Source organism: Streptomyces sp. JN8 (assembly GCF_055808075.1).
Genome location: NZ_CM147852.1, coordinates 145,071 through 162,898, shown reverse-complemented (window position 1 = coordinate 162,898; position 17,828 = coordinate 145,071). Strand labels below are relative to the sequence as shown.

The 17,828-nt window shown below is 71.0% G+C and carries 22 protein-coding genes; 14 read left to right on the top strand and 8 right to left on the bottom strand.

Translation table 11 applies throughout. The features are described 5' to 3' along the window. Nucleotides 1-62 precede the first annotated feature (62 nt). The gene (locus tag ACY0MR_RS00795; RefSeq protein ID WP_473558262.1) at nt 63-929 is read left to right on the top strand and encodes a phosphotransferase family protein; all 867 of its coding nucleotides are present in this window, start codon (nt 63-65) and stop codon (nt 927-929) included. A gap of 137 nt (nt 930-1,066) precedes the next feature. Here the strand turns inward: ACY0MR_RS00795 and ACY0MR_RS00790 are convergent, their stop codons facing one another. Next, nucleotides 1,067-1,492, bottom strand: coding sequence for a contact-dependent growth inhibition system immunity protein (locus tag ACY0MR_RS00790; protein WP_473558260.1), 426 nt, complete (start codon nt 1,490-1,492; stop codon nt 1,067-1,069). A gap of 415 nt (nt 1,493-1,907) precedes the next feature. Between ACY0MR_RS00790 and ACY0MR_RS00785 the strand changes: the two genes are divergently transcribed. From ACY0MR_RS00785 to ACY0MR_RS00775, 3 genes are all read left to right on the top strand, one after another. Next, nucleotides 1,908-2,999 (top strand): hypothetical protein, encoded by a 1,092-nt coding sequence (locus ACY0MR_RS00785; RefSeq protein WP_473558257.1) that lies wholly within the window; start codon nt 1,908-1,910, stop codon nt 2,997-2,999. A 240-nt stretch (nt 3,000-3,239) separates the two neighbouring features. After that, nucleotides 3,240-3,617, top strand: a complete 378-nt coding sequence (locus tag ACY0MR_RS00780) for a hypothetical protein (RefSeq protein WP_473558255.1) — start codon at nt 3,240-3,242, stop codon at nt 3,615-3,617. Beyond that, nucleotides 3,614-4,162, top strand: a complete 549-nt coding sequence (locus ACY0MR_RS00775) for a hypothetical protein (protein WP_473558253.1) — start codon at nt 3,614-3,616, stop codon at nt 4,160-4,162. The genes ACY0MR_RS00780 and ACY0MR_RS00775 overlap by 4 nt, the downstream gene beginning before the upstream one ends. A 58-nt stretch (nt 4,163-4,220) precedes the next feature. Here ACY0MR_RS00775 and ACY0MR_RS00770 read toward each other — a convergent pair whose 3' ends face one another. Next, entirely contained in the window at nt 4,221-4,913 is a 693-nt protein-coding gene (locus ACY0MR_RS00770; RefSeq protein ID WP_473558251.1) for a hypothetical protein, read from the bottom strand. 439 nt (nt 4,914-5,352) lie between these two features. Between ACY0MR_RS00770 and ACY0MR_RS00765 the strand changes: the two genes are divergently transcribed. Beyond that, nucleotides 5,353-5,742: a VOC family protein gene (locus ACY0MR_RS00765; protein ID WP_392864324.1), complete on the top strand. Its 390-nt coding sequence runs from the start codon at nt 5,353-5,355 to the stop codon at nt 5,740-5,742. 241 nt (nt 5,743-5,983) lie between these two features. Here ACY0MR_RS00765 and ACY0MR_RS00760 read toward each other — a convergent pair whose 3' ends face one another. Next, nucleotides 5,984-7,237, bottom strand: coding sequence for a DUF6357 family protein (locus ACY0MR_RS00760; protein WP_473558247.1), 1,254 nt, complete (start codon nt 7,235-7,237; stop codon nt 5,984-5,986). A 91-nt stretch (nt 7,238-7,328) separates the two neighbouring features. Further along, nucleotides 7,329-7,982 (bottom strand): hypothetical protein, encoded by a 654-nt coding sequence (locus tag ACY0MR_RS00755; RefSeq protein WP_388800706.1) that lies wholly within the window; start codon nt 7,980-7,982, stop codon nt 7,329-7,331. A gap of 383 nt (nt 7,983-8,365) precedes the next feature. On the opposite strand from ACY0MR_RS00755, the gene ACY0MR_RS00750 reads away from it, so the two are divergent. The 7 genes from ACY0MR_RS00750 (at nt 8,366) to ACY0MR_RS00720 (ending at nt 13,531) form a co-directional block, all read left to right on the top strand. Beyond that, complete coding sequence (locus tag ACY0MR_RS00750) at nt 8,366-8,893, top strand: VOC family protein (RefSeq protein ID WP_473558244.1); 528 nt, start codon at nt 8,366-8,368, stop codon at nt 8,891-8,893. Between the two features lie 216 nt (nt 8,894-9,109). Continuing rightward, complete coding sequence (locus tag ACY0MR_RS00745) at nt 9,110-9,742, top strand: DUF1707 SHOCT-like domain-containing protein (RefSeq protein WP_473558241.1); 633 nt, start codon at nt 9,110-9,112, stop codon at nt 9,740-9,742. Nucleotides 9,743-9,930: 188 nt separating this feature from the next. Further along, a complete protein-coding gene (locus tag ACY0MR_RS00740; RefSeq protein WP_361848006.1) occupies nt 9,931-10,188 on the top strand; it encodes a DUF6479 family protein in 258 nt (85 codons plus the stop codon). 404 nt (nt 10,189-10,592) lie between these two features. Continuing rightward, nucleotides 10,593-11,390, top strand: coding sequence for a VOC family protein (locus ACY0MR_RS00735; RefSeq protein ID WP_473558239.1), 798 nt, complete (start codon nt 10,593-10,595; stop codon nt 11,388-11,390). Between the two features lie 261 nt (nt 11,391-11,651). Continuing rightward, nucleotides 11,652-12,665, top strand: a complete 1,014-nt coding sequence (locus tag ACY0MR_RS00730; protein WP_392864311.1) for a TerC family protein — start codon at nt 11,652-11,654, stop codon at nt 12,663-12,665. Between the two features lie 41 nt (nt 12,666-12,706). After that, nucleotides 12,707-12,910 (top strand): hypothetical protein, encoded by a 204-nt coding sequence (locus ACY0MR_RS00725; protein ID WP_388800725.1) that lies wholly within the window; start codon nt 12,707-12,709, stop codon nt 12,908-12,910. 54 nt (nt 12,911-12,964) lie between these two features. Then, nucleotides 12,965-13,531, top strand: coding sequence for a hypothetical protein (locus tag ACY0MR_RS00720; RefSeq protein ID WP_473558235.1), 567 nt, complete (start codon nt 12,965-12,967; stop codon nt 13,529-13,531). 103 nt (nt 13,532-13,634) lie between these two features. Here the strand turns inward: ACY0MR_RS00720 and ACY0MR_RS00715 are convergent, their stop codons facing one another. Next, a complete protein-coding gene (locus ACY0MR_RS00715) occupies nt 13,635-14,024 on the bottom strand; it encodes a hypothetical protein (RefSeq protein WP_473558233.1) in 390 nt (129 codons plus the stop codon). Between the two features lie 175 nt (nt 14,025-14,199). On the opposite strand from ACY0MR_RS00715, the gene ACY0MR_RS00710 reads away from it, so the two are divergent. After that, complete coding sequence (locus ACY0MR_RS00710) at nt 14,200-15,549, top strand: outer membrane protein assembly factor BamB family protein (RefSeq protein ID WP_473558230.1); 1,350 nt, start codon at nt 14,200-14,202, stop codon at nt 15,547-15,549. 154 nt (nt 15,550-15,703) lie between these two features. On the opposite strand, the gene ACY0MR_RS00705 is transcribed toward ACY0MR_RS00710, so the two are convergent. Together ACY0MR_RS00705 and sigK are read right to left on the bottom strand one after the other, a co-directional pair. Continuing rightward, nucleotides 15,704-16,453 (bottom strand): anti-sigma factor, encoded by a 750-nt coding sequence (locus tag ACY0MR_RS00705; protein ID WP_392864307.1) that lies wholly within the window; start codon nt 16,451-16,453, stop codon nt 15,704-15,706. Next, a complete protein-coding gene (gene sigK / locus ACY0MR_RS00700) occupies nt 16,450-17,043 on the bottom strand; it encodes an ECF RNA polymerase sigma factor SigK (RefSeq protein WP_392864306.1) in 594 nt (197 codons plus the stop codon). Before sigK ends, ACY0MR_RS00705 begins: the two co-directional genes overlap by 4 nt. Here sigK and ACY0MR_RS00695 point away from each other — a divergent pair. After that, on the top strand, nt 16,973-17,317 hold the full coding sequence (locus ACY0MR_RS00695) for a chaplin (RefSeq protein ID WP_473558227.1): 345 nt from the start codon (nt 16,973-16,975) through the stop codon (nt 17,315-17,317). The two genes, sigK and ACY0MR_RS00695, sit on opposite strands and share 71 nt — an antisense overlap. An 85-nt stretch (nt 17,318-17,402) precedes the next feature. Here ACY0MR_RS00695 and ACY0MR_RS00690 read toward each other — a convergent pair whose 3' ends face one another. After that, complete coding sequence (locus tag ACY0MR_RS00690; RefSeq protein WP_361847980.1) at nt 17,403-17,702, bottom strand: putative quinol monooxygenase; 300 nt, start codon at nt 17,700-17,702, stop codon at nt 17,403-17,405. Nucleotides 17,703-17,828: the final 126 nt, after the last annotated feature.

Genomic DNA, 17,828 nt, shown 5'->3' with positions numbered 1-17,828 from the left:
CGGACGGCCGGTCGTTCCAAGTCCGGCGACTCAGGCGACCGCCTCCGGGATAGTGGGATCTCATGGATGAGGTCAAGGTCGTCGTAGCCCATTCCGAGCGCGCCACCCTGCGCGTCGGCGACGTGTTTCTCAAGGTGGACTCCGATCAGGCGCGTATCGACGCCGAGGTCGAGGCCATGTCCCTCGCACCGGTCCCGACCCCGGAGATCCTCTGGCGCAGGCCGCCCGTGCTCGCGATCGCCGCGGTCCCCGGGTCGACCCTCGGGCGCCTCGGCGGGCCGTCGACCGGATCGTCGGCGGCGTGGGCCGCGGCCGGCGCCGCCATCCGGAAGCTCCACGACGCGCCGCTCCCGGACCGTCCCGGCGGGGCCGGCCGGAGCGTCGTCGCGCTCGCGGCGGAGCTCGACGAGGAGTGCGAGCGACTCGTGGCGGACGGCCTCCTGCCCGCCGAGCTGGTGCACCGAAACCGACACATCGCTCAGGCCGCGCTGCGGCCGTGGACTCCGGTGTTCACGCACGGAGATCTCCAGATCGCGCACGTCTTCGTCGCCGATGACGAGGTGACGGGCATCATCGACTGGTCCGAAGCCGGACAGGGCGATGCCCTGTACGACCTGGCCACCTTCACCCTCGGACACGAGGAGCGCCTGGACGACGTTCTCTCCGGCTATGGCGCCAGCCACGGCATCGGTATCAGCAACGGCACCGAATCCGACCAGGCGACCGAAACCGGCCTCGACGCGCGCACCGAAACCGGCCATGACGCGCGCAACGGCACCGGGATGGGCCTCGCCCCCGACCCTGACCTCGACGTGATCCGCGGATGGTGGTCGTTGCGCAGCCTGATGGCAGTGCGCTGGCTCAGCGAGCACGGCTTCGACCCCTTCGCGCCCGGCTGCGAGGTCGACGTACTGCGATCTCGGATGTGAGCGCGCGGGAACCGCTCGGCGCTCGGCGCACGACGCCGGTAGAGGAGCACCCTGGCTGTGGCGAGCTGATCGGGGTGTGGGGTGACGGTGTCGGTGGTGGCGTGGTGTTCGTGGTTGCGGCCGCCTGACGCGATGCGTCAGGGAAGGGGTTCGGGGTGGGTGGCGAAGCGGGCGAGGTTCTCGGCGGAACCGCGGGGGAGGCCGGACACCGCTGAGTCAGGCAAGCCCGTGATCACCTTGCACAGCCGTTTCCTGAGGTCCGGGAACAGGCCCCAGGCCGAAGCCGGGGCGTCCACCGCGGCGAGCAGCAGGTCACCCTCGTAGAAGTATGCGTCGAGCATCGGCTCGTCGAGCAGCAGGCCCACGGCCAGCGGCAGTACGTACGGGAGTGCCACCTGCTGGGAGACGAGCGTGCGGAGATCCGCCGGCCCGAGCGCGCGGAGGGGAACCTGCCGCAGGCCGTGCACCGTGCGTACCAACGGAGTCGCGTCCCCGCCGGGAGGTGCCCAGGCGGGCGGATCGAGTTCGTCGAGGGTGCGGTCGAGGTGCAGGAGACGGTCCATGCGGTCATTGTCACCGAGCGCCGGCCGGCGGCGGCTCGCGTCGGGGCCGGCTCCACCGCTGCCGCGGAGCGTCGGCAGGGGGGGGCAGAGGGGTGCCGACCGGGCATGTCGTAGAGCGGGGCGCGGGCGTGGCCGGCCCTGGCCCGCCGCCCGCGCACAGGGTCGTCCGGCCCGGTCGGTGGGGCCGGCGTCGAGTCTGCGGCGAGCCCTGCGGACCTCACGCGCTTGACGGGGCGCGTGCCTGCGAATCCAAACCCTTCCCGCGCCCTGGCGTCTTCGTTCCGAAGGGCTGAGTGTACATCAGGCATCGTCATGAAGGGAGGGTGCTGCCAAGTGGTGCGCTTGGGCGGGGCTGGCTGGACCCCCGCGCGGTGGGCGCGAGAGGCCGTGGGGCGGGCTCAGTAGCGTCGTGACCATGCCTCGAAGTGAACCAAGCAGGGCTGACCGGGAACTGATCCGGTATGCCCGAGCGCAGGGATTCGAAGTCAGTGCGAGTCAGTTGGAAAGATGGCGGCGGCGCGGTCTCGTCCCGCAGCCCACGCGTGTCTACCGCGGCCGGCACGGCACCGCGTCGGTCTATCCCGGCGGGACGAGTGACCTCGTCTGCGCGCTGGCGCGGCACAGCGTTCCGGGACGACGGAGCGACGACCTTGCCCTTCTGGCGTTCTTCGACGGCTCCGACGTCCCCGAGACGGCACTCAAACTCGCGATCGCACGCGCGTACTTCGACAGCCGCCTCCGTCACGAGAACGTGCTCTCGGAGGCATCGGCAAGTGTCCCTGAAGGTTGGGGATCACTGCTCGGCAGCGACTGCGAACAAGCCGAGGCGGAGGCTCGGATCGACCTGGCGAAGGGCGGACGGGCGGTGCGTCAGATGAGGATCAACCTGCGCCGTCTCCCGGATCTCGCGGGTGCTCCACAGCGCGAGGTCGACGAGCGGCTCCTCGGCGTCCTCGTGGGACTGAACAGGCTGCGTCTGCCGGAGGACGACCGCGAGTTCATGACCGACCTGTCGGCGGCGCTGGCCTTCGACTGCGGTGAGGACGGCGACGACGCCTTCGCCGTATGGGAGTACGCGGCCCTGGCGCATGGACCGCAGATGGCCGGTCATCAGGAGACGTCCCCCGAGGAGCGTCTCCACCTGCTCCTGCAGGCGAGCAGGGAGGAGCTCCGCAGCCTCAGGGAAGAGGTGCGCACGGCCGTCGACCAGGTGTGGCACCGCGCGACGTGGGGCCTGGAACCCGAAGCGGACCTGACTCGCCCGTGGATGGCCCGGAACTCGGCCGGCATGCTGATGGAGTGGATGAGCGCCCGGCAAGTCCAGCCGGGGAGGGTGTCCATGGCCGACCGCTATTTCCTGAGTCTCGGCCATCTCGAACTGTGTTGCCGGGCGGCGGAGCGCCGCGCGGGGGAGGAGTGGCAGCGCCCGGTGGGCGAGGGGCGTGCCGGGTTCATCGAACGTACCGCCCGGTCCGCGGATCGGGTCGGATCCACCACCGCTGACTGACGGCGCCGAGGGTGCGAGGGCCCGCCCCGCCGTTGCGCGGCGGCCCCCTGGCCGATCTCGTGGCTGCTCTCATGAGGAGAGGCCCACGCGTGGACCGAACAGCTGCGAGCAGGCCCGCCGGTCGATGGCGCGGCGCCCCGCTGAGCGCGTGGCACGTGACGGGACGAGCGCGCACTCCGGCCCTGTGTAAGGTTGATCTCTTCGGGCGCCGTCGGGGCCTGGAGTTCTGAAGGTGTGTCGATGACGCCTGGCGAGCCGCCCGTCGTGTGGAGTCTCCCGATCGAGGACGCCCGAGCCGGTTGGCGGGCCCTGTGGTGGACGGTCGGACCGAGCAACGCGCTCGGCGTGATGCTGGTCCATGAACGGAACCTCCACCGCTCTCCCCACAGCAGGGGATGGGTCGGATGGCGTGTGGTGGCTCCGTGCGACGGAGTGTTGGTGGTGGTCTCGGACGGGCGGGAACAGCGCATCCCGGTGACCGGCATAGACGCCGGCACGAGCCACCTGGCCCTCCTCTCCTGGTCGCGGTTCCTGCTGGTCTCGTCCCGTACCAGCCGAGACGAGAAGGGGACCTGGAACCGGAACGCGATCGTGTACTCCCCGGGGGACACCCCATGAGCCACCTCTGCATCGGCGACGACATCGAGGACGTGCTCACCGACCGTGAGGGAGGCATCTGGACCTCGCACGGCGATGAGGGCATCTACGGACTCCACCCTGCCTGCTCCGAGGGCCTGGCCCGCTGGGACACCGACGGCGCACAGACCTGGGGCCCTCTGGGAGAGCAACGACTCCCCGTGTTGCCCCTCGGGGCCATCGGCGGCACCACCGAGGGCGGCGTAGCCTGGCTCGGTTGGTTCAGCCCCGAGGGCGCCTTCGTGACCAGGGTCGACCCCGCCCTCGGCGAGACCACCAGCTATCGCCTCCCGCAGAAGGACATCGACGGCATCGCCGTCCGCGGCACCCGCATGCTCCTCAGCCACGCCTTCCACAACCGCCCCGGCGTCGAGCTGGCTCGCCTCGAACTCGTCGGCGACGCCTGGGCGACCACCTCGCACGAACACCTACGGCTGAGCGAACCGGTCACCAGACGGTGTGTGCAGGGCCGTGAGGGTGTTCTCTGGATCCGCGGTGGCGACACCTGGACACGGATCGAAGCCTGAGCCGCCTGGCGCGTCGAGGACCCCGGCCCGCCGGCCCCGCCGCGCACGCGGGAGAGGGTCACCGCTCGGCATGTGACCTGGTGAGGGCGCCTCCGACCCTGGCCAGCATCTGGCCGAGGAGATGGAGGGCGCGCGGCCCCGTCGGCAGGCCGCGCGCCGTTCCCGTCCAGTACGCGTCGGTGAGCTTCTCGGTCACCGAGAGCGTCTGCTCTTCGTCGCGGGCGGCCAGCACGAGGACGAACCTCACGTAGTCGCCGATGTCGCTCCCGCGGGGGTGCTGATCGGCGAAGGGGCGCAGGCGCGGGGTCAGCGCGGGCAGGGTGCGGTCGGTGGGGAAGACGACGGCGAGGCCGGCGAGGGCGAGCCGCACCGCGGGACACTCCGCCGGCCAACGGGCCAACAGATCCGGGAGGTGTGTCCTGACTGCGCTTCGAGCGGAGGCCTCGTCGGCGGGGGCGCTGTGGATCGGTGCGCCTGGCCGGGATTCGGCGAGCCGGCGTTCGGTGACGGTGGCGGCGCTGAACAGCTGAGTGACGGCCTTGAACCTGTAGCGGGCAGGAATGCGGTCATCGACGGCGAGGGCCGCGACCAGGGCCAGACCGCCGGCGGTGGACGGCCGGCAGGTGTCCTGATGGAGGATCTCGTTGAAGAAGTCCCCGAGGAAGCTCCCGTCGTCCTCACAGGGGTCGACCGCAGTATCGAACAGCATGGAGGCCTGGGGCGGCCTGGGGTCGGGTACGCGGTCGGCCACGACCTCCCGGAACAGCTGCCGGATCGGCGGACCGGCACCGAGCGCGTCGCTCCGGGACTGTGGGGGTTCGGCACTCGTCTGCGTGGCCGACGCAGCCTACAGAACCCTCGTGGGCCCTCGTCCGATCCCGGAGCCGGACGGCATCGACCGGTGCGTCAGACCACTCCCGAAGGCGGTTGTCAGCCGGAACCCCCTGGCAGCATCGGCCCTGCGCAGGCAGGGCTCGGGGTGATGACCCAGCACACCGAGGAGACCGCCGAGGCACGGGCGGCGGCCCAGGCGCGGTGGGCGGCGCCGCCTCCCGATCAGCTGCGCCGCGGTCGGTCAGTATCAGCAGAGCCATGGCGGGGGAGCCACGGCGTGCCCGACCCCACGCCGCCCTGCGGCCATCGGGCCAGGAGGCCCTTCACCGTACGAGGTGCTCTGAGAGGATCGGCGTATGGCCCACGCAACCATGCAGATCAACGCCCTCATCATCGACGCCCGTGATCCCGAGCGGCTGGCAGCCTTCTGGTCCGAGTTGCTCGGCAGGCCGGTCGTCGGCCGGATGGGACCCTACGTGTGGCTGCAGCGGGAGAACGGCTTGGGCCTGGGATTTCAGCGGACGAACGAGTCCCAGCAGGGCAAGAACCGGCTGCACTTCGACGTCACCTCACCCGACCCGGCGGCCGAGCAGAAGCGTGTCGAGGCGCTCGGCGGTCGTCGGCTGGAGGAGTACGACGCCGGCGGGTTCCTGGTGATGGCCGACCCCGAGGGCAACGAGTTCTGCATCATCCCCGAAGGCCCCTTCGAGCTCGACGACGAGGGGCGCGCGGACTATCTCTCCTGACGGTCCGCACCCCGGGACCTCGGTCTTCGACGGTGTGCCCCTTACCGGGAGCGCCAAGACCAGCCAGAGCGCCGAGAGAACCAAGAGCACGGCGATCGCCGAGCGTCACGGCATCTCCGCCCTGAGCCGCCCTGAACCGCCCTGAGCCGCCGTGAGGCCGTCACGTGTGCGCAGGATCGTGCGGCCGTCCCCGGCGCGACCGTCGTGCCGGGTCCGGCTGTGGGGAGTGCGCTGTGCGACGCTACCGGGACTCGCGTCTGCGGCGGCGCGCACGTTCGAACTCGTCGACGTCCGTGAACCACGGGCCGTGCCGGTCGAGGGCGGCGCAGCCGCCGCGGGCGAAGGCGCTCACCAGGGTCCGGTACTCGCTCATGCCGTCGACGAGGCGGTACTCGACCGCGTGCTCCGGCTCCGATCCGCCCCTGCTCTCGCGCAGCGTCGTGATGCGGGCGAGGGAGTCGGCGTAGAAGTGGACCTGGATCCCTTCGCCCATCGCCTCGTCCTCGATGGTGAACACGTCGTTGTTCGGACGCGACCGCTCGGCGACGAACTCCCAGAACGCCGCAGCGGCGGTACTGCCGCCGCCGTGTCGCCACTTCTGCTCGGCGTCCCTGTCGTCGGTGAAGGTCAGGGCCGTCTTCCGGCCGCCTCCGCCGGAATCGGCGTGCTCCTCGTCGGTGTCCACGGGGGCGTTCCTGGAGCGGGCGGCGGCCTCGCTGCACATCAGGAAGCAGACGGTCCGTACCGCGTCGTCGGCGAGTTCGGGGTGCGCGCGGCGTAGGGCCGCGGCGACCGCGGACTCCATGCGGGCCCAGTCTCCCTTGTCGGTGGCGCGCTTGCCCCGCCGCGGATCACGCCCGATGGCCATGCCCGCGGACGCCTGCTCCGCCGTGCCGACCACGCGCATGACCGTCGGAAGCAGCGCGGGGTCGACGGCGTCGGGCTTCCGCCCGGGGATCGTCGAACCGTGCACGTACTGGCCCGTGTACTTCAGGATCGCGGCGTCGAGCCGGGCGAGGACGACGCCGCGCGCGGCGCGACGGCGGTCCGCGTGGTGCTCCTGCGCACGCTTCTCGTTCGGCGTCTCCGTCGCCGTGCGCATCGCCTCGTACACGTGGCCGCGCTCCAGGAGACCGATGTGGGCGCCGTGGGCGACGAGCCGAGCCCTGCTCCAGGGGATGCTCCGGAACAGCGCGTCGACGTCCGCGGACGTCCCGTGGAGGAGGGGGTCGAGGAGCGCGACGGCAGCGCTCTCGTCGAGCGGTCCCCGGGTCCCGGCCGCCTCGCACAGGGGAAGGACCGCGGCCCACAGCAGCAGGTGCCGGGGCAGGTCCTCCTGGATCACCGCGAGGTCGGCCTCGGTGACGGGGAAGGTAAAGGTGCGGGGCTCGTGGTTCGCGTCGGCCCCGGCGCCGAGCATCAGCTTCAGCCCGTCGTCGTCGCGGATCACCGTCGGGATCCAGCCGCTCGCACGAGTGAAGACGATGTCCCTCACCGGTGCGGACCCGTTCGTCCCGCGGACGGCAGAGGGAAGCCCCGGCCGCCGGCAGAACGGTGCGGCCGCGACAGTGCCCTACCGCCTGCCGTCATGACCATCGTGCGCATTCGGCGTGCAGGCGCGGGTCGGTGCGCACCCAGACCTCGCCCGCGGCGGCCCCGGCCGGGGCGTCCACCCGCTGGAGACCGAGGAACCCGATCAGATGCAGCAGCGCCGCGCGCTCGGCCGGCTCCTCGTCGACGTCGTGCCCGTCGAAGAAGACGTAGTACTGGTCACTGGGGTCCACACAGCCCGAATCCGACCAGATCCGTCCGACCTCCTCCAGCGCCGAGGCCTCGGTCGTCATGGCGGCGGCGCGGGCGGCACCGCGCGCCTCCGGCGACGCGTCGAGGGCGGAGAGGTCGGAGAACCACTGGCCGAAGTGGTCGAGCCCGCCGAAGCCGTTCTCGAAGAACAACATCGCGCTCGGAAGGTAGCGGTTGGGCCGGTCGATCCGGAGGTACTCCGTCCGCCGGGGCTCCGCCTCCTCGACACGGCAGACCACACCTTGCTCCGGCATGAGCACCAGACGCTGCCCCGCCGGTTCGTCGACGATGCTGCAGGTGTCGGAGGTCCGACCGCGGAAGTACTCGGAGAACGCCACATAGGCCTCCTGGGGATCCCCCACGGAAACCTGCCGGTCGTTGCCATCGCCGGACGCGAAGAGGAACTGCTTCGGCCCGGACTTGTAGGGGCGAGCCATACGCGTCCTTCGCTTGCGTGTTTCAGCGCCGCCAGCCTAGCCGAGCCCGGGGCGGGCGGACCCGGCCGGGCCCGCGCCGACGACGGCAGCGGCGCGCCGACACCCGCCCCGCGCCTCAGGCGGCTCCTGTCCGCGGCGGCACCCTCTGCGTAACGGTGCGCCAGGGTTCCGGCGCGAGCCGAGGACGACCCGCGCCCACGGGGCGGCGACGCCGGGAGCCCCGCACCCACTCGGGGGCGAAGGGCCGGGGGTGAGCCCGACTGCGGGCAGGACCACTCCGCTATACCGTCGACGGCGTTTCCGGACTGGTCTAGGTCGGCATCTGTCCTAGTTCCGTCCTACGGTCGTCGCATCGCGAGGGACCGTACGAGAGGACGAGACCGATGAGGCACACCGCGCCCGAGGGGTACACCAGCGTCGCACCGTGGGTGGTCACCGACGACACCGGTGCGTTGCTCGACTTCGTCACCGCCGCGTTCGGCGGCGAGGAGGTCGCACGGGTTCCGGTCGAGGACGGCACCATCGGCCACGGCGAGGTCCGCGTCGGCGACACGGTGGTGCTGGCGTTCGACCGGCGGCCGGACTGGCCGGTCATGCCGGCGCTGCTGCGGGTCTACGTCCCGGACGCGGACGCCGCCGTGGCGGCCGCCGTCGCGCACGGCGCCCGGGTGGTCACCGAGGTCGCCGACAGTGCGTGGGGGGATCGCGGGGGGCGGGTGCGGGATCCGTTCGGCAACATCTGGTGGGTGGTGAGCCGGGTCGAGGACGTCGACCCGGACGTGGCCTGGGAGCGGATGGACGAGCCCGAGTACGCGGAGGCGATGCGCGTGGCGCAGCAGACGCTGGACGTCGAACTGAGCGGCCGGGACTCGGGAGTGGCGAGTGCCCCCCGCCGCCCGGGCGTCGAGTGACCGATGCCCCGCGTCGCCCCGGCGCGTTGAGCGGCCCTCGCAGCCCCGGTCGTTGAGTGATCGATGCCGTATGCGGTTCGGCCGTCGATCGACCAATGGCCCGTGTGGCCAGGGCCGTTGAGCGGATCCGGCCCCTCCGGCAGCGCCCCCGCCGGAACCGGTGGTTCGGGCGCGGGCGATCACGTATGCGCAGCGGTGTGTGGAAGGGTTGACGGCATGACTGATTACTCCGGACCACACGATCCGAGCAAGCGGATAGAACCCGCGGGGGATCGCGCGAGCGAGCTGCCGGCCTCCGACGACGATCGCGAGCGCGTCGCGGAGAAGGTGCGGGCCGCCGTCGCCGTCGGCCGTCTGGACATCGGTGACCTCGACGACAGACTGACCCGGGTCTACGAGGCCAGAACCCTCGGGGAGCTCGAAGCGGCCGGCCGGGGACTGCCGGACATCGGTCCCCGCGACGCGCTCGTGGTGGACCGTGCGCCGACCTCGCGTCTCGCCCTGGGCATGTTCGGAGGGTTCGACCGCCGCGGCGAGTGGGTGGTTCCCCCGCGCTTCACCGCCTGGTCGATGTGGGGCGGCGGACGACTCGACCTCAGCGACGCGCGGTACGCGGAACAGGAGACGGTCGTCCGGGCCGTCGCGCTCTTCGGCGGTACCGAGATCATCCTCCCCGACGACATCGAGGTCGAAGTCAGGGGCTTCGGACTCTTCGGAGTCTTCGGCAAGCGCGGCGCCCGGAATCAGAGCCGCCCGGGTGCCCCACGAGTGATCATCAAGGGACTGGCACTGTTCGGCGGCGTCGTCACCAAGACCAGGCAGACGGGTCACCGCTCCGTCGAGAAGTAGTCGGACTTCCCGCGAACGCGGCCGCCCGATTGACCGGCCCGGCCCTGCCCTGCCCTCACGGCGTGCCAGGAGTACGAATTCCCGAATGCCACCTAGTACAGCCGAACGGGTTCTCTGCGGACAGCGACGCATCCATGCTCCAAGGTCGTGCGGAAACGCCAATCAAGTCACGACCCTGGAGGAAAGAGATGCACATCCTCATCGGTTTGATCGTCGTCGCCGTCCTGTGCGGAGCATTCGTCCTGGGGGCCAGCATCCGCGAGAACGAGTCAGAGCCCCCGCAGCCGCAATCCCACCCGGTGCGTCCCGCCACCAAGCGACCCCCTGGGGAGGTGGCGGAGTACAGACGTCCCGTCGAGGTGCCCCGTACGGACAAGGCTCACCGACTGCGCCCCTACCAGCTGAGGGGCGTCACCGAGGCCGCGCAGCGCCCCGGGGACGAGTGATCGGGCAGGCGGTGCCGTACGGGAACGGGACGATGCCGATCAGGCCTCCGGGCCGAGCGATCCGTGGTCGCTTTCACATGGGCCATCGGCGCTGACATTCCCTGGTTCGACCGGCCGGTTCGGGACCCGTGAAACGCGTGCGTGGTCCTGAGCCGGCCTTTCCTTCGTGGGGAATCATCGGGTGAGGAGCGGACTTGCGCCGGAACGCGGAGCTGACGGGTGTGCGGAGCCGACGGATATGTCGAAGCGTGCTTCTCGTTCCTGATAGACCGTTCGGGATTCATTTGTCGTCGCCGAATCCGGATGAGCTGGGATTCCGCCTTCCGGCGGGCTATAGATACATGCCACGTGGAGGGGCAGCTCATCTCCCTCCGATCGACATCCCGGAGGCTCCCATGCCCGACATGAACGGTACCTACAGCCCGGGCACCCCGTGCTGGATCGACCTGATGGTCCCCGACCAGCAGGCCGCCATCGACTTCTACAGCGACCTCTTCGGTTGGCAGGGCGAGATCGGCCCCGCGGAACAGGGCGGGTACTCCGTCTGCACGCTCAAGGGCAGGCCGGTCGCCGGGATCATGAAGGCCATGAACCCGGACGGGACCGTTCCCGACCCGCTGCCGCCGACGGTGTGGACCACCTACCTCTCCACGGACGACATCAGTGCCACGATCGACGCCGTCACCGGCGCCCACGGCACGGTCATGATGGGGCCGATGGACGTCATGGACCTGGGCAGGATGGCGCTCATCGCCGACCCGACCGGCGCCGTGGTCGGTCTGTGGCAGCCGGGCACGTTCCCGGGTGCGGGCATCGTCAACGAGCACGGCGCTCTGATCTGGAACGAGCTGACCACGAGCGACATCCCGGCGGCCTCCGCGTTCTACTCCGCGGTCCTCCCGGTGACCACGGCCCGCTCCGCGATGCCCGGCGCCGAGGGCTACGTCGAGTTCAAGGTCGGCGAGCGCGCGGTCGGCGGGATGATGGACATGACGCAGATGCCGCCGGGGGTCCCCTCGCACTGGCAGCCCTACTTCCACGTGGACAGCGTCGACGACATCCAGGCCGCCGCCGTGCGCGCGGGCGGCACCGTCCTGGCCCCGGCGTTCGACATGGCGGCGGGCCGTATGGCCGTCCTCGCGGATCCGCAGGGGGGCGCGTTCTCGGTGATCACCGCGACCAGCCCCGAGCAGACGTCCTGACGCCTTCCGCGGTCACTCCCGCCGGCCGTTCCGGCACCCGAGCCGGTCCGACGACGCCCGCTCCGGGGCGTGGTCGCCCGCTCCACGCACGTCGGCCGCACCCGGTGGGGCGCTGCGGTGCACCAAGCCTTCGGCCGCCGGCTTCGTCCTCGGCGGCGACGGCTCTGGACGATCGCGGCGCAGGGCCCTGGAAGACAAAGGGGAAATTTTGAGTCAAACTTTCTAAAAGACCGGTTTCCCCTGCTCGTGTGAGGGGCCCCCATGCTCGACGTGCCGTCCTGGTTGTGGGTGGCGTTCGCCGTCACCGTCGTCGTGTCGCTGGCCGTGGACCTGCTGGCGCACCGGGAGGCCCATGTCATCGGCTTCAAGGAGGCCGCGGCCTGGAGCGGGGTCTGGGTGGGCCTCGCCCTCCTCTTCGGCGCGGTCGTCTTCCTCGTCCTGGGGACGGCGCCGGGCGTGGAGTACACGACCGCGTGGCTGCTGGAGAAGAGCCTCTCGGTCGACAACCTGTTCGTCTTCGCGCTGATCTTCGCCTACTTCAAGGTGCCCCGCGCCTATCAGCACCGCGTGCTGTTCTTCGGCGTCATGGGCGCGCTCGTGTTCCGGGGCGTCTTCCTGGCGGCCGGAGTCGCGGTCGTCAGCCGGTTCACGGCGGTGCTGTTCGCCTTCGCGGCCGTTCTCTTCTACAGCACCTACAAGATCCTCAAGGGGGAGGACGACGAGTTCGACCCGGGCAAGAGCATCGCGGTGCGGCTGCTCCGCAAGATCGTGCCCGTCCGGGACGAGTACTCCGGGATGAAGTTCTTCGTCCGGGAAGCCGGGAAGCGGGTGGCCACGCCGCTGCTCGCGGTGGTCGCGGCGATCGAGGCGGCGGACCTGGTCTTCGCCGTGGACAGCGTGCCGGCCGTCCTGGCGGTGAGCGACGACGCCTTCATCGTCTACACCAGCAACGCGTTCGCCATTCTCGGCCTGCGGGCCCTCTACTTCCTGCTGTCGGGGCTGCTCGACCGGTTCCACTACCTGAGCAAGGGCCTCGCGCTGATCCTCTCCTTCATCGGCGTGAAACTGATCCTCCAGGCGTCCCACAAGATGTTCAGCAGCAGCATTCCGGAGATCCCGTCACCGGTCAGCCTGGCGGTCATCGCCACGATCCTGGCGGTGTCCGTCGTCCTGAGCATCCGCGATCCCCGGCCGCCGGCCGAGTCCGCGGACGGCGAGGGCGGGACCGAGGGCGGAACCGGGAGTGGAACCGAGGGCGGCACCCGCGCCCCGTAAAATCTTCACCATTTTCGGGCAAAATATCCTATTCTTGACATATGAGCAGAGACGAGCGTGCGTCGACACCGCAGGCCGGACATGTCTGCCCCGCCTGCCACGAGCCCGTGACCGCGCAGATCACGCGGCACAAGACGATGGGAGTCTTCATTCCCCAGTGGAAGTCGGGCCCCTGCCACAACCCGACCTGCATGAAGTACGTCCCCGATGCCCAGCAGCCGTCGGCCGGCAGAGAGAAGCCGTAGCGTGGCGGCGGACGGCCGTCCGGGATGTCGTACCCCCTCACTACCCTGACGGTCATGTCTCTTTCTGTCGATCAACTGGCCGGGTACGTGGAGCGGGGTCTGGACGACGACCTGGCGCGCTGGTTCCCGGAAGCGCCGCCGGTCGAGGTACCTGCCTCGACCCGCCCGGTCGGGCCCTTCCTCAGCAGGCTCCCGCAGCACGCGGCGACGGCGGAGGCCGCCTTCGACCGCAAGGTGCGCTCGGGAGGCATGAAGCAGTGCCTCGACGTCTTCGACTGGTCCTACGCCTTCGACTTCGCGGCCAACGGCTGCGCCGTCCTGGACAGCGACTACACCACGGAGCTCGGCGACGAGGAGGTGTGGTCCCTCGGAGCCGACGGCGGAGGCAACCTGTACGTGCTGCGCACCGACGGCCGGGTCTCCGTGTGGTTCCACGAGGAGGAGGTCCTGGAGGAGGGCACGGGCTTCGACACGCTCGACGCGTTCGTGTGGTCCGCCGTGCGGTTCCGGGCCGTCCGAGCGGGCGTCCTCGACCTCGCCACCGTCGAGGCCGACTTCCGCTCCCTCGCCCAGCCGGGCGCCCTGGCACCGGGGATCGGTCTGCTGGCGTCGATGACCTGACCCAAACCCGACTCAGGGGAGACAGACGGCGGCCGGCAACGGCCCCGGCAGCGCGTTCCGTTCGTCGTCGGTGAGACCTCGACCGAGGCGGTATAGCCGTAGGTCAGGATGAAGTCGGCCCGGCATCGGGCGCGGAGGACGCCTCCCCGCAGGCGGCGCAGTAGTGGGTGGCTTCGGTGCCGGCCGCGGCGGCGCGGTCCGCGGCGGCTCGTGCCTTGCGCGCGTCGCGGTTTCCGCTCCGGACGACGGCGATCGTCCCGACGAGGAGAAGCGCCGCGACGACGGCCCCGACCGCCGTGAGCCAGGGTCGGCCCTGCTCGTCGGCGTAGTAGGCGCCGGCGGCCCCGGCCATGAGCGCGATCACCGTGCCCTCGGCGACGTGCATGCATCCGCTGCTGTCGGTGGCGTCGGCGACCGCCGTCATGTCCGCGGCTCCGCACCGGGGGCACACCACCGGACCGCTGGCGGCCTCACCGTTCACGCTGTTCGCCATGGCCCCATCATGACGCGTCTTTATGTGTCCACGCCAACCACCCCCTGCCAACCACCCCCTACGGGGAGGGGCGGGTGAAGCGGGCCGGAGGCCTTCCAAGATCGAAGTAGGGTGGTCCCTTGTGCGTGATCATGTACAAGGAAAGACGGGGGCAAGGAAGTTGAATCGCATACGGATGACCGTGGCGCTCGGTGTGGTGCTGTCCGCGGGTCTCGCGTCCGGCTGCTCCGGAGCCGCGGAGCCCGAGGCGAAGGCCGGTGGCAAGGAGACGGGCCAGGCCACCGAGTCCGCGTCGGCCGCGCCGCAGCGCCCGGTCTACAAGGGCAAGGCCGTGCCGGGACTCGCCGCGAAGCCGGCCTGGAGCCTGCCGGGCGACGAGGCGGGGAACTGTGCGAGCAAGGCGTCCGAGGAGGACACCTCGCAGCGCGACGTCTGCACGGTCGGCGACGCCGTCGTCCTCACCGGCTACGACGACGGGCCGTCGGGCAAGAGCACCTTCACCGCCCGGCTCCTCGACGCGCAGAGCGGCACACTGCGCAAGAAGTTCGAGTTCGCCCTCCCCGAGGAGGCCGCCGGGAGCACGTCCTCGCCGGCCACCGCCGTCGCGCAGGTGGGGGAGTGGCGGGACGGTTCGCCGGCCCTGCTCATCCGCAACCGCGTCGAGACCCCGGCGAGCGGCCTGAAGAAGGCCTCGACCCAGACCGTGCTCACCATGTACGCGCCGTCCGGCGAGAAGCTGGGGAGCTCCTCCTTCGACGAGGACACCCACATGTCCACCCCGGTCCGGAACGGCTACCTCGTGGACTCCGGCACCGCCGGCGGCGCCACGTTCATCCCGATCGGCGACGGGGAGACGCTGCAGAGCGAAGCCTCGCACGTCGATCTGCAGGGAACGGTCGGCTCCGGGCTCGGCTACTACGCGCAGCAGGACATCTCCTTCCAGCCCTCCGCCGAGTGGCTGACGGCGAAGGACGTCCGCACGGGCAAGAAGGCCTGGAACACCAAGGACCTGACCCCGCCCGCCACCGTCGCGAAGCTCGTCACCTCCGACACGGCGACCAGCGCACGACTGATGCCGTTCCGGGGCGACAAGGCCCTCCTCGAATGGTCCTCGTACGGCGACTCCGAGGCGGTCATGACGCTGATCGACGTCACCAGCGGCCGCCGGCTCGCCGAGGGGCCGGGCATCGACACCAACGGCACCGTGGACGACGACGGCCTCGCCGTCTCCCCGGACGCCAAGACCGCCGTGGTGCAGTACGGAAAGGGCGCGGTCGCCTGGAACACCGAGACGGGCAAGGAACTGTGGCGCCAGGCCGCGGACGAGGTGACGATCATGCCGAACGCCCTCCCGGGCAACGGTGTCCTCTACGCCTACCTGGACGGCACGGCGGCCGCGCTCGGCGCCGACGACAAGAAGCTGCTGCTCTCCGGGATCGAGCAGATGCCGCAGTTCACGACGAACGGGTACGCCGCCATCCGCACCGCCGAAGGCCTCTTCGTCTTCGCCACCCAGCCCGTCTGACGGACACCCGCCCGCCTGACGCGTTCCTGCCCGTCTGACGTGTCCCTGCCCGTCGGACGAGCCCCGGCCCGCCCGACGAATCCCGGCCCCGGTCCCGACCGTCCGCCCGGTCCGAGCGGAGGGCCGACGCTCCACGCGTCGGCATCCGTCCGGATCAGGCGGGAAGGGCCATCAGGAGCAATGGGTCGGTGGTGGGCCGGGGAGACCCCCCGGCCGGTTCCAGGGTCAGCCCGACGGCGCCGGCGTCCGCGGGGTTGCCGGTGAGGAGCACCGTCCCGTTGTCGTCGATGAATCCGGCCGGGACCATGGTGCCGTCGTGGTCGAGCCACAGCTGGTAGGTCTTCCCGGCGCCGGGAGCCGGCAGGCCGGCGGCGGTGAAGACGGCCTTGTCCTGCTGGTCCGAGGAGACGACGGTGGTGAGCGCTCCGTTCGCGGCCCTGCCGTGGACGGTGCGCGCGTCCGGCGCCGCCAGGACGGCGCTGACCGCGGCGAGTTGCCGCTGCGCCTGGCGGGCCTCCTGCCGGAGGTCCTGGCTGCTGCGCGTCTGCCACACCGCCACTCCGCCCAGGGCCGCCGCTGCCACACAGGCGGCGAGGGCCAGAGGGACGGCCCGGCGACGGAGGAGGCTGCCGAGCGCGGGTGCCTGGCCGGGCGCCGGAATCCGCGGCGGCAGCTGGCGTACCCCCTCGATGGCGGCCATCACCCGCGCCTTGGCCGCGGCCGGGGGTGTCTGGGAGACGGCCGAGGCAAGGCGCGCCGTGGTCTCCTGGAACTCGGCCGCCTCAAGCCGGCACGCCTCGCACCTCTGCAGGTGGGCTTCGAAGTCCTCCCGCTCGGCGTCGTCGAGTGCGCCGAGCGCGTAGGGGGCGGCGAGGGTGTGGGTGTCGGTGGCGTGGTGTTTCATGTGGTCACCCCCATGCAGTCGCGGAGCCGGATGAGCCCGTCGCGCATGCGTGTCTTGACGGTCGGAAGAGGTGTGCGAAGGGATTCCGCGACTTCACGGTAGGTCAGCCCCTGGTAGTAGGCCAGAGTCACGGCCTGGCGCTGGAGTTCGGTCAGGCCGCGAAGACAGCGCCGTACCTGCTCGGACTCCAGACGTGCCTCGACCTGTTCGGTGACCTCGTCGAAGGCGGTCGTGTGCTCACGTGCCGCCTGGGCGTGCTCGCGGTCGCTGGCGGCCTGGGCGGAGCGGACCCGGTCGACCGCCCGGCGGTGGGCGATGGTCGCGGCCCACGCGGTGACGGAGCCGGCTTCGGGGCGGTATCGGGCGGCCTGGCGCCACAGCTCGATCATGACGTCCTGGGTGACCTCCTCGGACTGCGCCCGGTCGCGAACGACCTTGAGCACGATGCCGAAGACCAGGGGTGCGAGGGCGTCGTAGAGGGTCGAGAAGGCCTGTTTGTCGCCGTGGGCGACCCGCTGCATGACCTCGGTGATGTCGTTGCGGCCGGTGCCGGAGGGGCGGCCGACGCCGAAGGGGGTCGGTTGGTTCACGTGTGCCGCTCCGCCCGTGGGCAGAAGGCGAAGCGGCGGCCTGGTACCGCCGTCGGGGGGCGGGGCGTCCATCGCATGCCACTCCTTGCGTCGTCGTGCGTACGTGACCGGACCGTCCGCGGAGGCGGCCCGGAGTGGGGAACCTGGTGGTGTGTCGCCTGTTCTTCGGAGCGGACCGGTCCGCGGATGGGGGACGGTCGACGCCTGCGGCGACACCGTCAGCATCATCGGGCTGCTGAACCCGAGCTTCGGGAACACCTGCGTCAACGCCTGACCGTCCGACAGGCGAACGTCCCCGGTCCGCGCCGAGCAGTCGGCGCGGACCGGCGACCCGAGGAGCACCTCGCCCCCGGACGCCGTCAGGGCAGCTTGGCCGCCAGGACGTCCACCTTCTGGATGTCGGGGGGACTGGCGAGCAGGGTGGCCGCGACCTCCATCAGCGCGGCCGCGATCCGGCCGTTCAGATGAGCCTGGCGTCCCGCCTCGTCGTCGAAGGTGTCGAAGACCCCGAAGCTCGTCGGCCCCAGCCTGAAGGAGTACCAGGAGACCGTCCGGGTCTCCTGACGGGCCAGTTCCAGCGCGTTCTCCAGGAGTTCCTGGACTTGGGCCGCGTGCTCGGGCTTGGCCTCGATACGGGCCAGAAGACCAATCTGTGTCATGGGCTGCTCCCTTGTCGATCGGGTGGCGACCGGCCGCGACGCCCTCGGAGACCGCTCCGGGTTCGCAGCGTCCTCGGCCGCTCTCGCCGTGATCCTCCTCGACTCCCGGGCGATCCGCCGGGCGGC

Excerpts from the sequence above, each read along its gene's own strand:
- ACY0MR_RS00795 (WP_473558262.1), top strand. The coding sequence starts at position 63 with ATGGATGAGGTCAAGGTCGTCGTAGCCCATTCCGAGCGCGCCACCCTG.
- ACY0MR_RS00790 (WP_473558260.1), bottom strand. The coding sequence starts at position 1,492 with ATGGACCGTCTCCTGCACCTCGACCGCACCCTCGACGAACTCGATCCG.
- ACY0MR_RS00785 (WP_473558257.1), top strand. The coding sequence starts at position 1,908 with ATGCCTCGAAGTGAACCAAGCAGGGCTGACCGGGAACTGATCCGGTAT.
- ACY0MR_RS00780 (WP_473558255.1), top strand. The coding sequence starts at position 3,240 with ATGACGCCTGGCGAGCCGCCCGTCGTGTGGAGTCTCCCGATCGAGGAC.
- ACY0MR_RS00775 (WP_473558253.1), top strand. The coding sequence starts at position 3,614 with ATGAGCCACCTCTGCATCGGCGACGACATCGAGGACGTGCTCACCGAC.
- ACY0MR_RS00765 (WP_392864324.1), top strand. The coding sequence starts at position 5,353 with ATGGCCCACGCAACCATGCAGATCAACGCCCTCATCATCGACGCCCGT.
- ACY0MR_RS00755 (WP_388800706.1), bottom strand. The coding sequence starts at position 7,982 with ATGGCTCGCCCCTACAAGTCCGGGCCGAAGCAGTTCCTCTTCGCGTCC.
- ACY0MR_RS00750 (WP_473558244.1), top strand. The coding sequence starts at position 8,366 with ATGAGGCACACCGCGCCCGAGGGGTACACCAGCGTCGCACCGTGGGTG.
- ACY0MR_RS00745 (WP_473558241.1), top strand. The coding sequence starts at position 9,110 with ATGACTGATTACTCCGGACCACACGATCCGAGCAAGCGGATAGAACCC.
- ACY0MR_RS00740 (WP_361848006.1), top strand. The coding sequence starts at position 9,931 with ATGCACATCCTCATCGGTTTGATCGTCGTCGCCGTCCTGTGCGGAGCA.
- ACY0MR_RS00735 (WP_473558239.1), top strand. The coding sequence starts at position 10,593 with ATGAACGGTACCTACAGCCCGGGCACCCCGTGCTGGATCGACCTGATG.
- ACY0MR_RS00730 (WP_392864311.1), top strand. The coding sequence starts at position 11,652 with ATGCTCGACGTGCCGTCCTGGTTGTGGGTGGCGTTCGCCGTCACCGTC.
- ACY0MR_RS00725 (WP_388800725.1), top strand. The coding sequence starts at position 12,707 with ATGAGCAGAGACGAGCGTGCGTCGACACCGCAGGCCGGACATGTCTGC.
- ACY0MR_RS00720 (WP_473558235.1), top strand. The coding sequence starts at position 12,965 with ATGTCTCTTTCTGTCGATCAACTGGCCGGGTACGTGGAGCGGGGTCTG.
- ACY0MR_RS00715 (WP_473558233.1), bottom strand. The coding sequence starts at position 14,024 with ATGGCGAACAGCGTGAACGGTGAGGCCGCCAGCGGTCCGGTGGTGTGC.
- ACY0MR_RS00710 (WP_473558230.1), top strand. The coding sequence starts at position 14,200 with ATGACCGTGGCGCTCGGTGTGGTGCTGTCCGCGGGTCTCGCGTCCGGC.
- ACY0MR_RS00705 (WP_392864307.1), bottom strand. The coding sequence starts at position 16,453 with ATGAAACACCACGCCACCGACACCCACACCCTCGCCGCCCCCTACGCG.
- ACY0MR_RS00695 (WP_473558227.1), top strand. The coding sequence starts at position 16,973 with ATGACCTCGGTGATGTCGTTGCGGCCGGTGCCGGAGGGGCGGCCGACG.
- ACY0MR_RS00690 (WP_361847980.1), bottom strand. The coding sequence starts at position 17,702 with ATGACACAGATTGGTCTTCTGGCCCGTATCGAGGCCAAGCCCGAGCAC.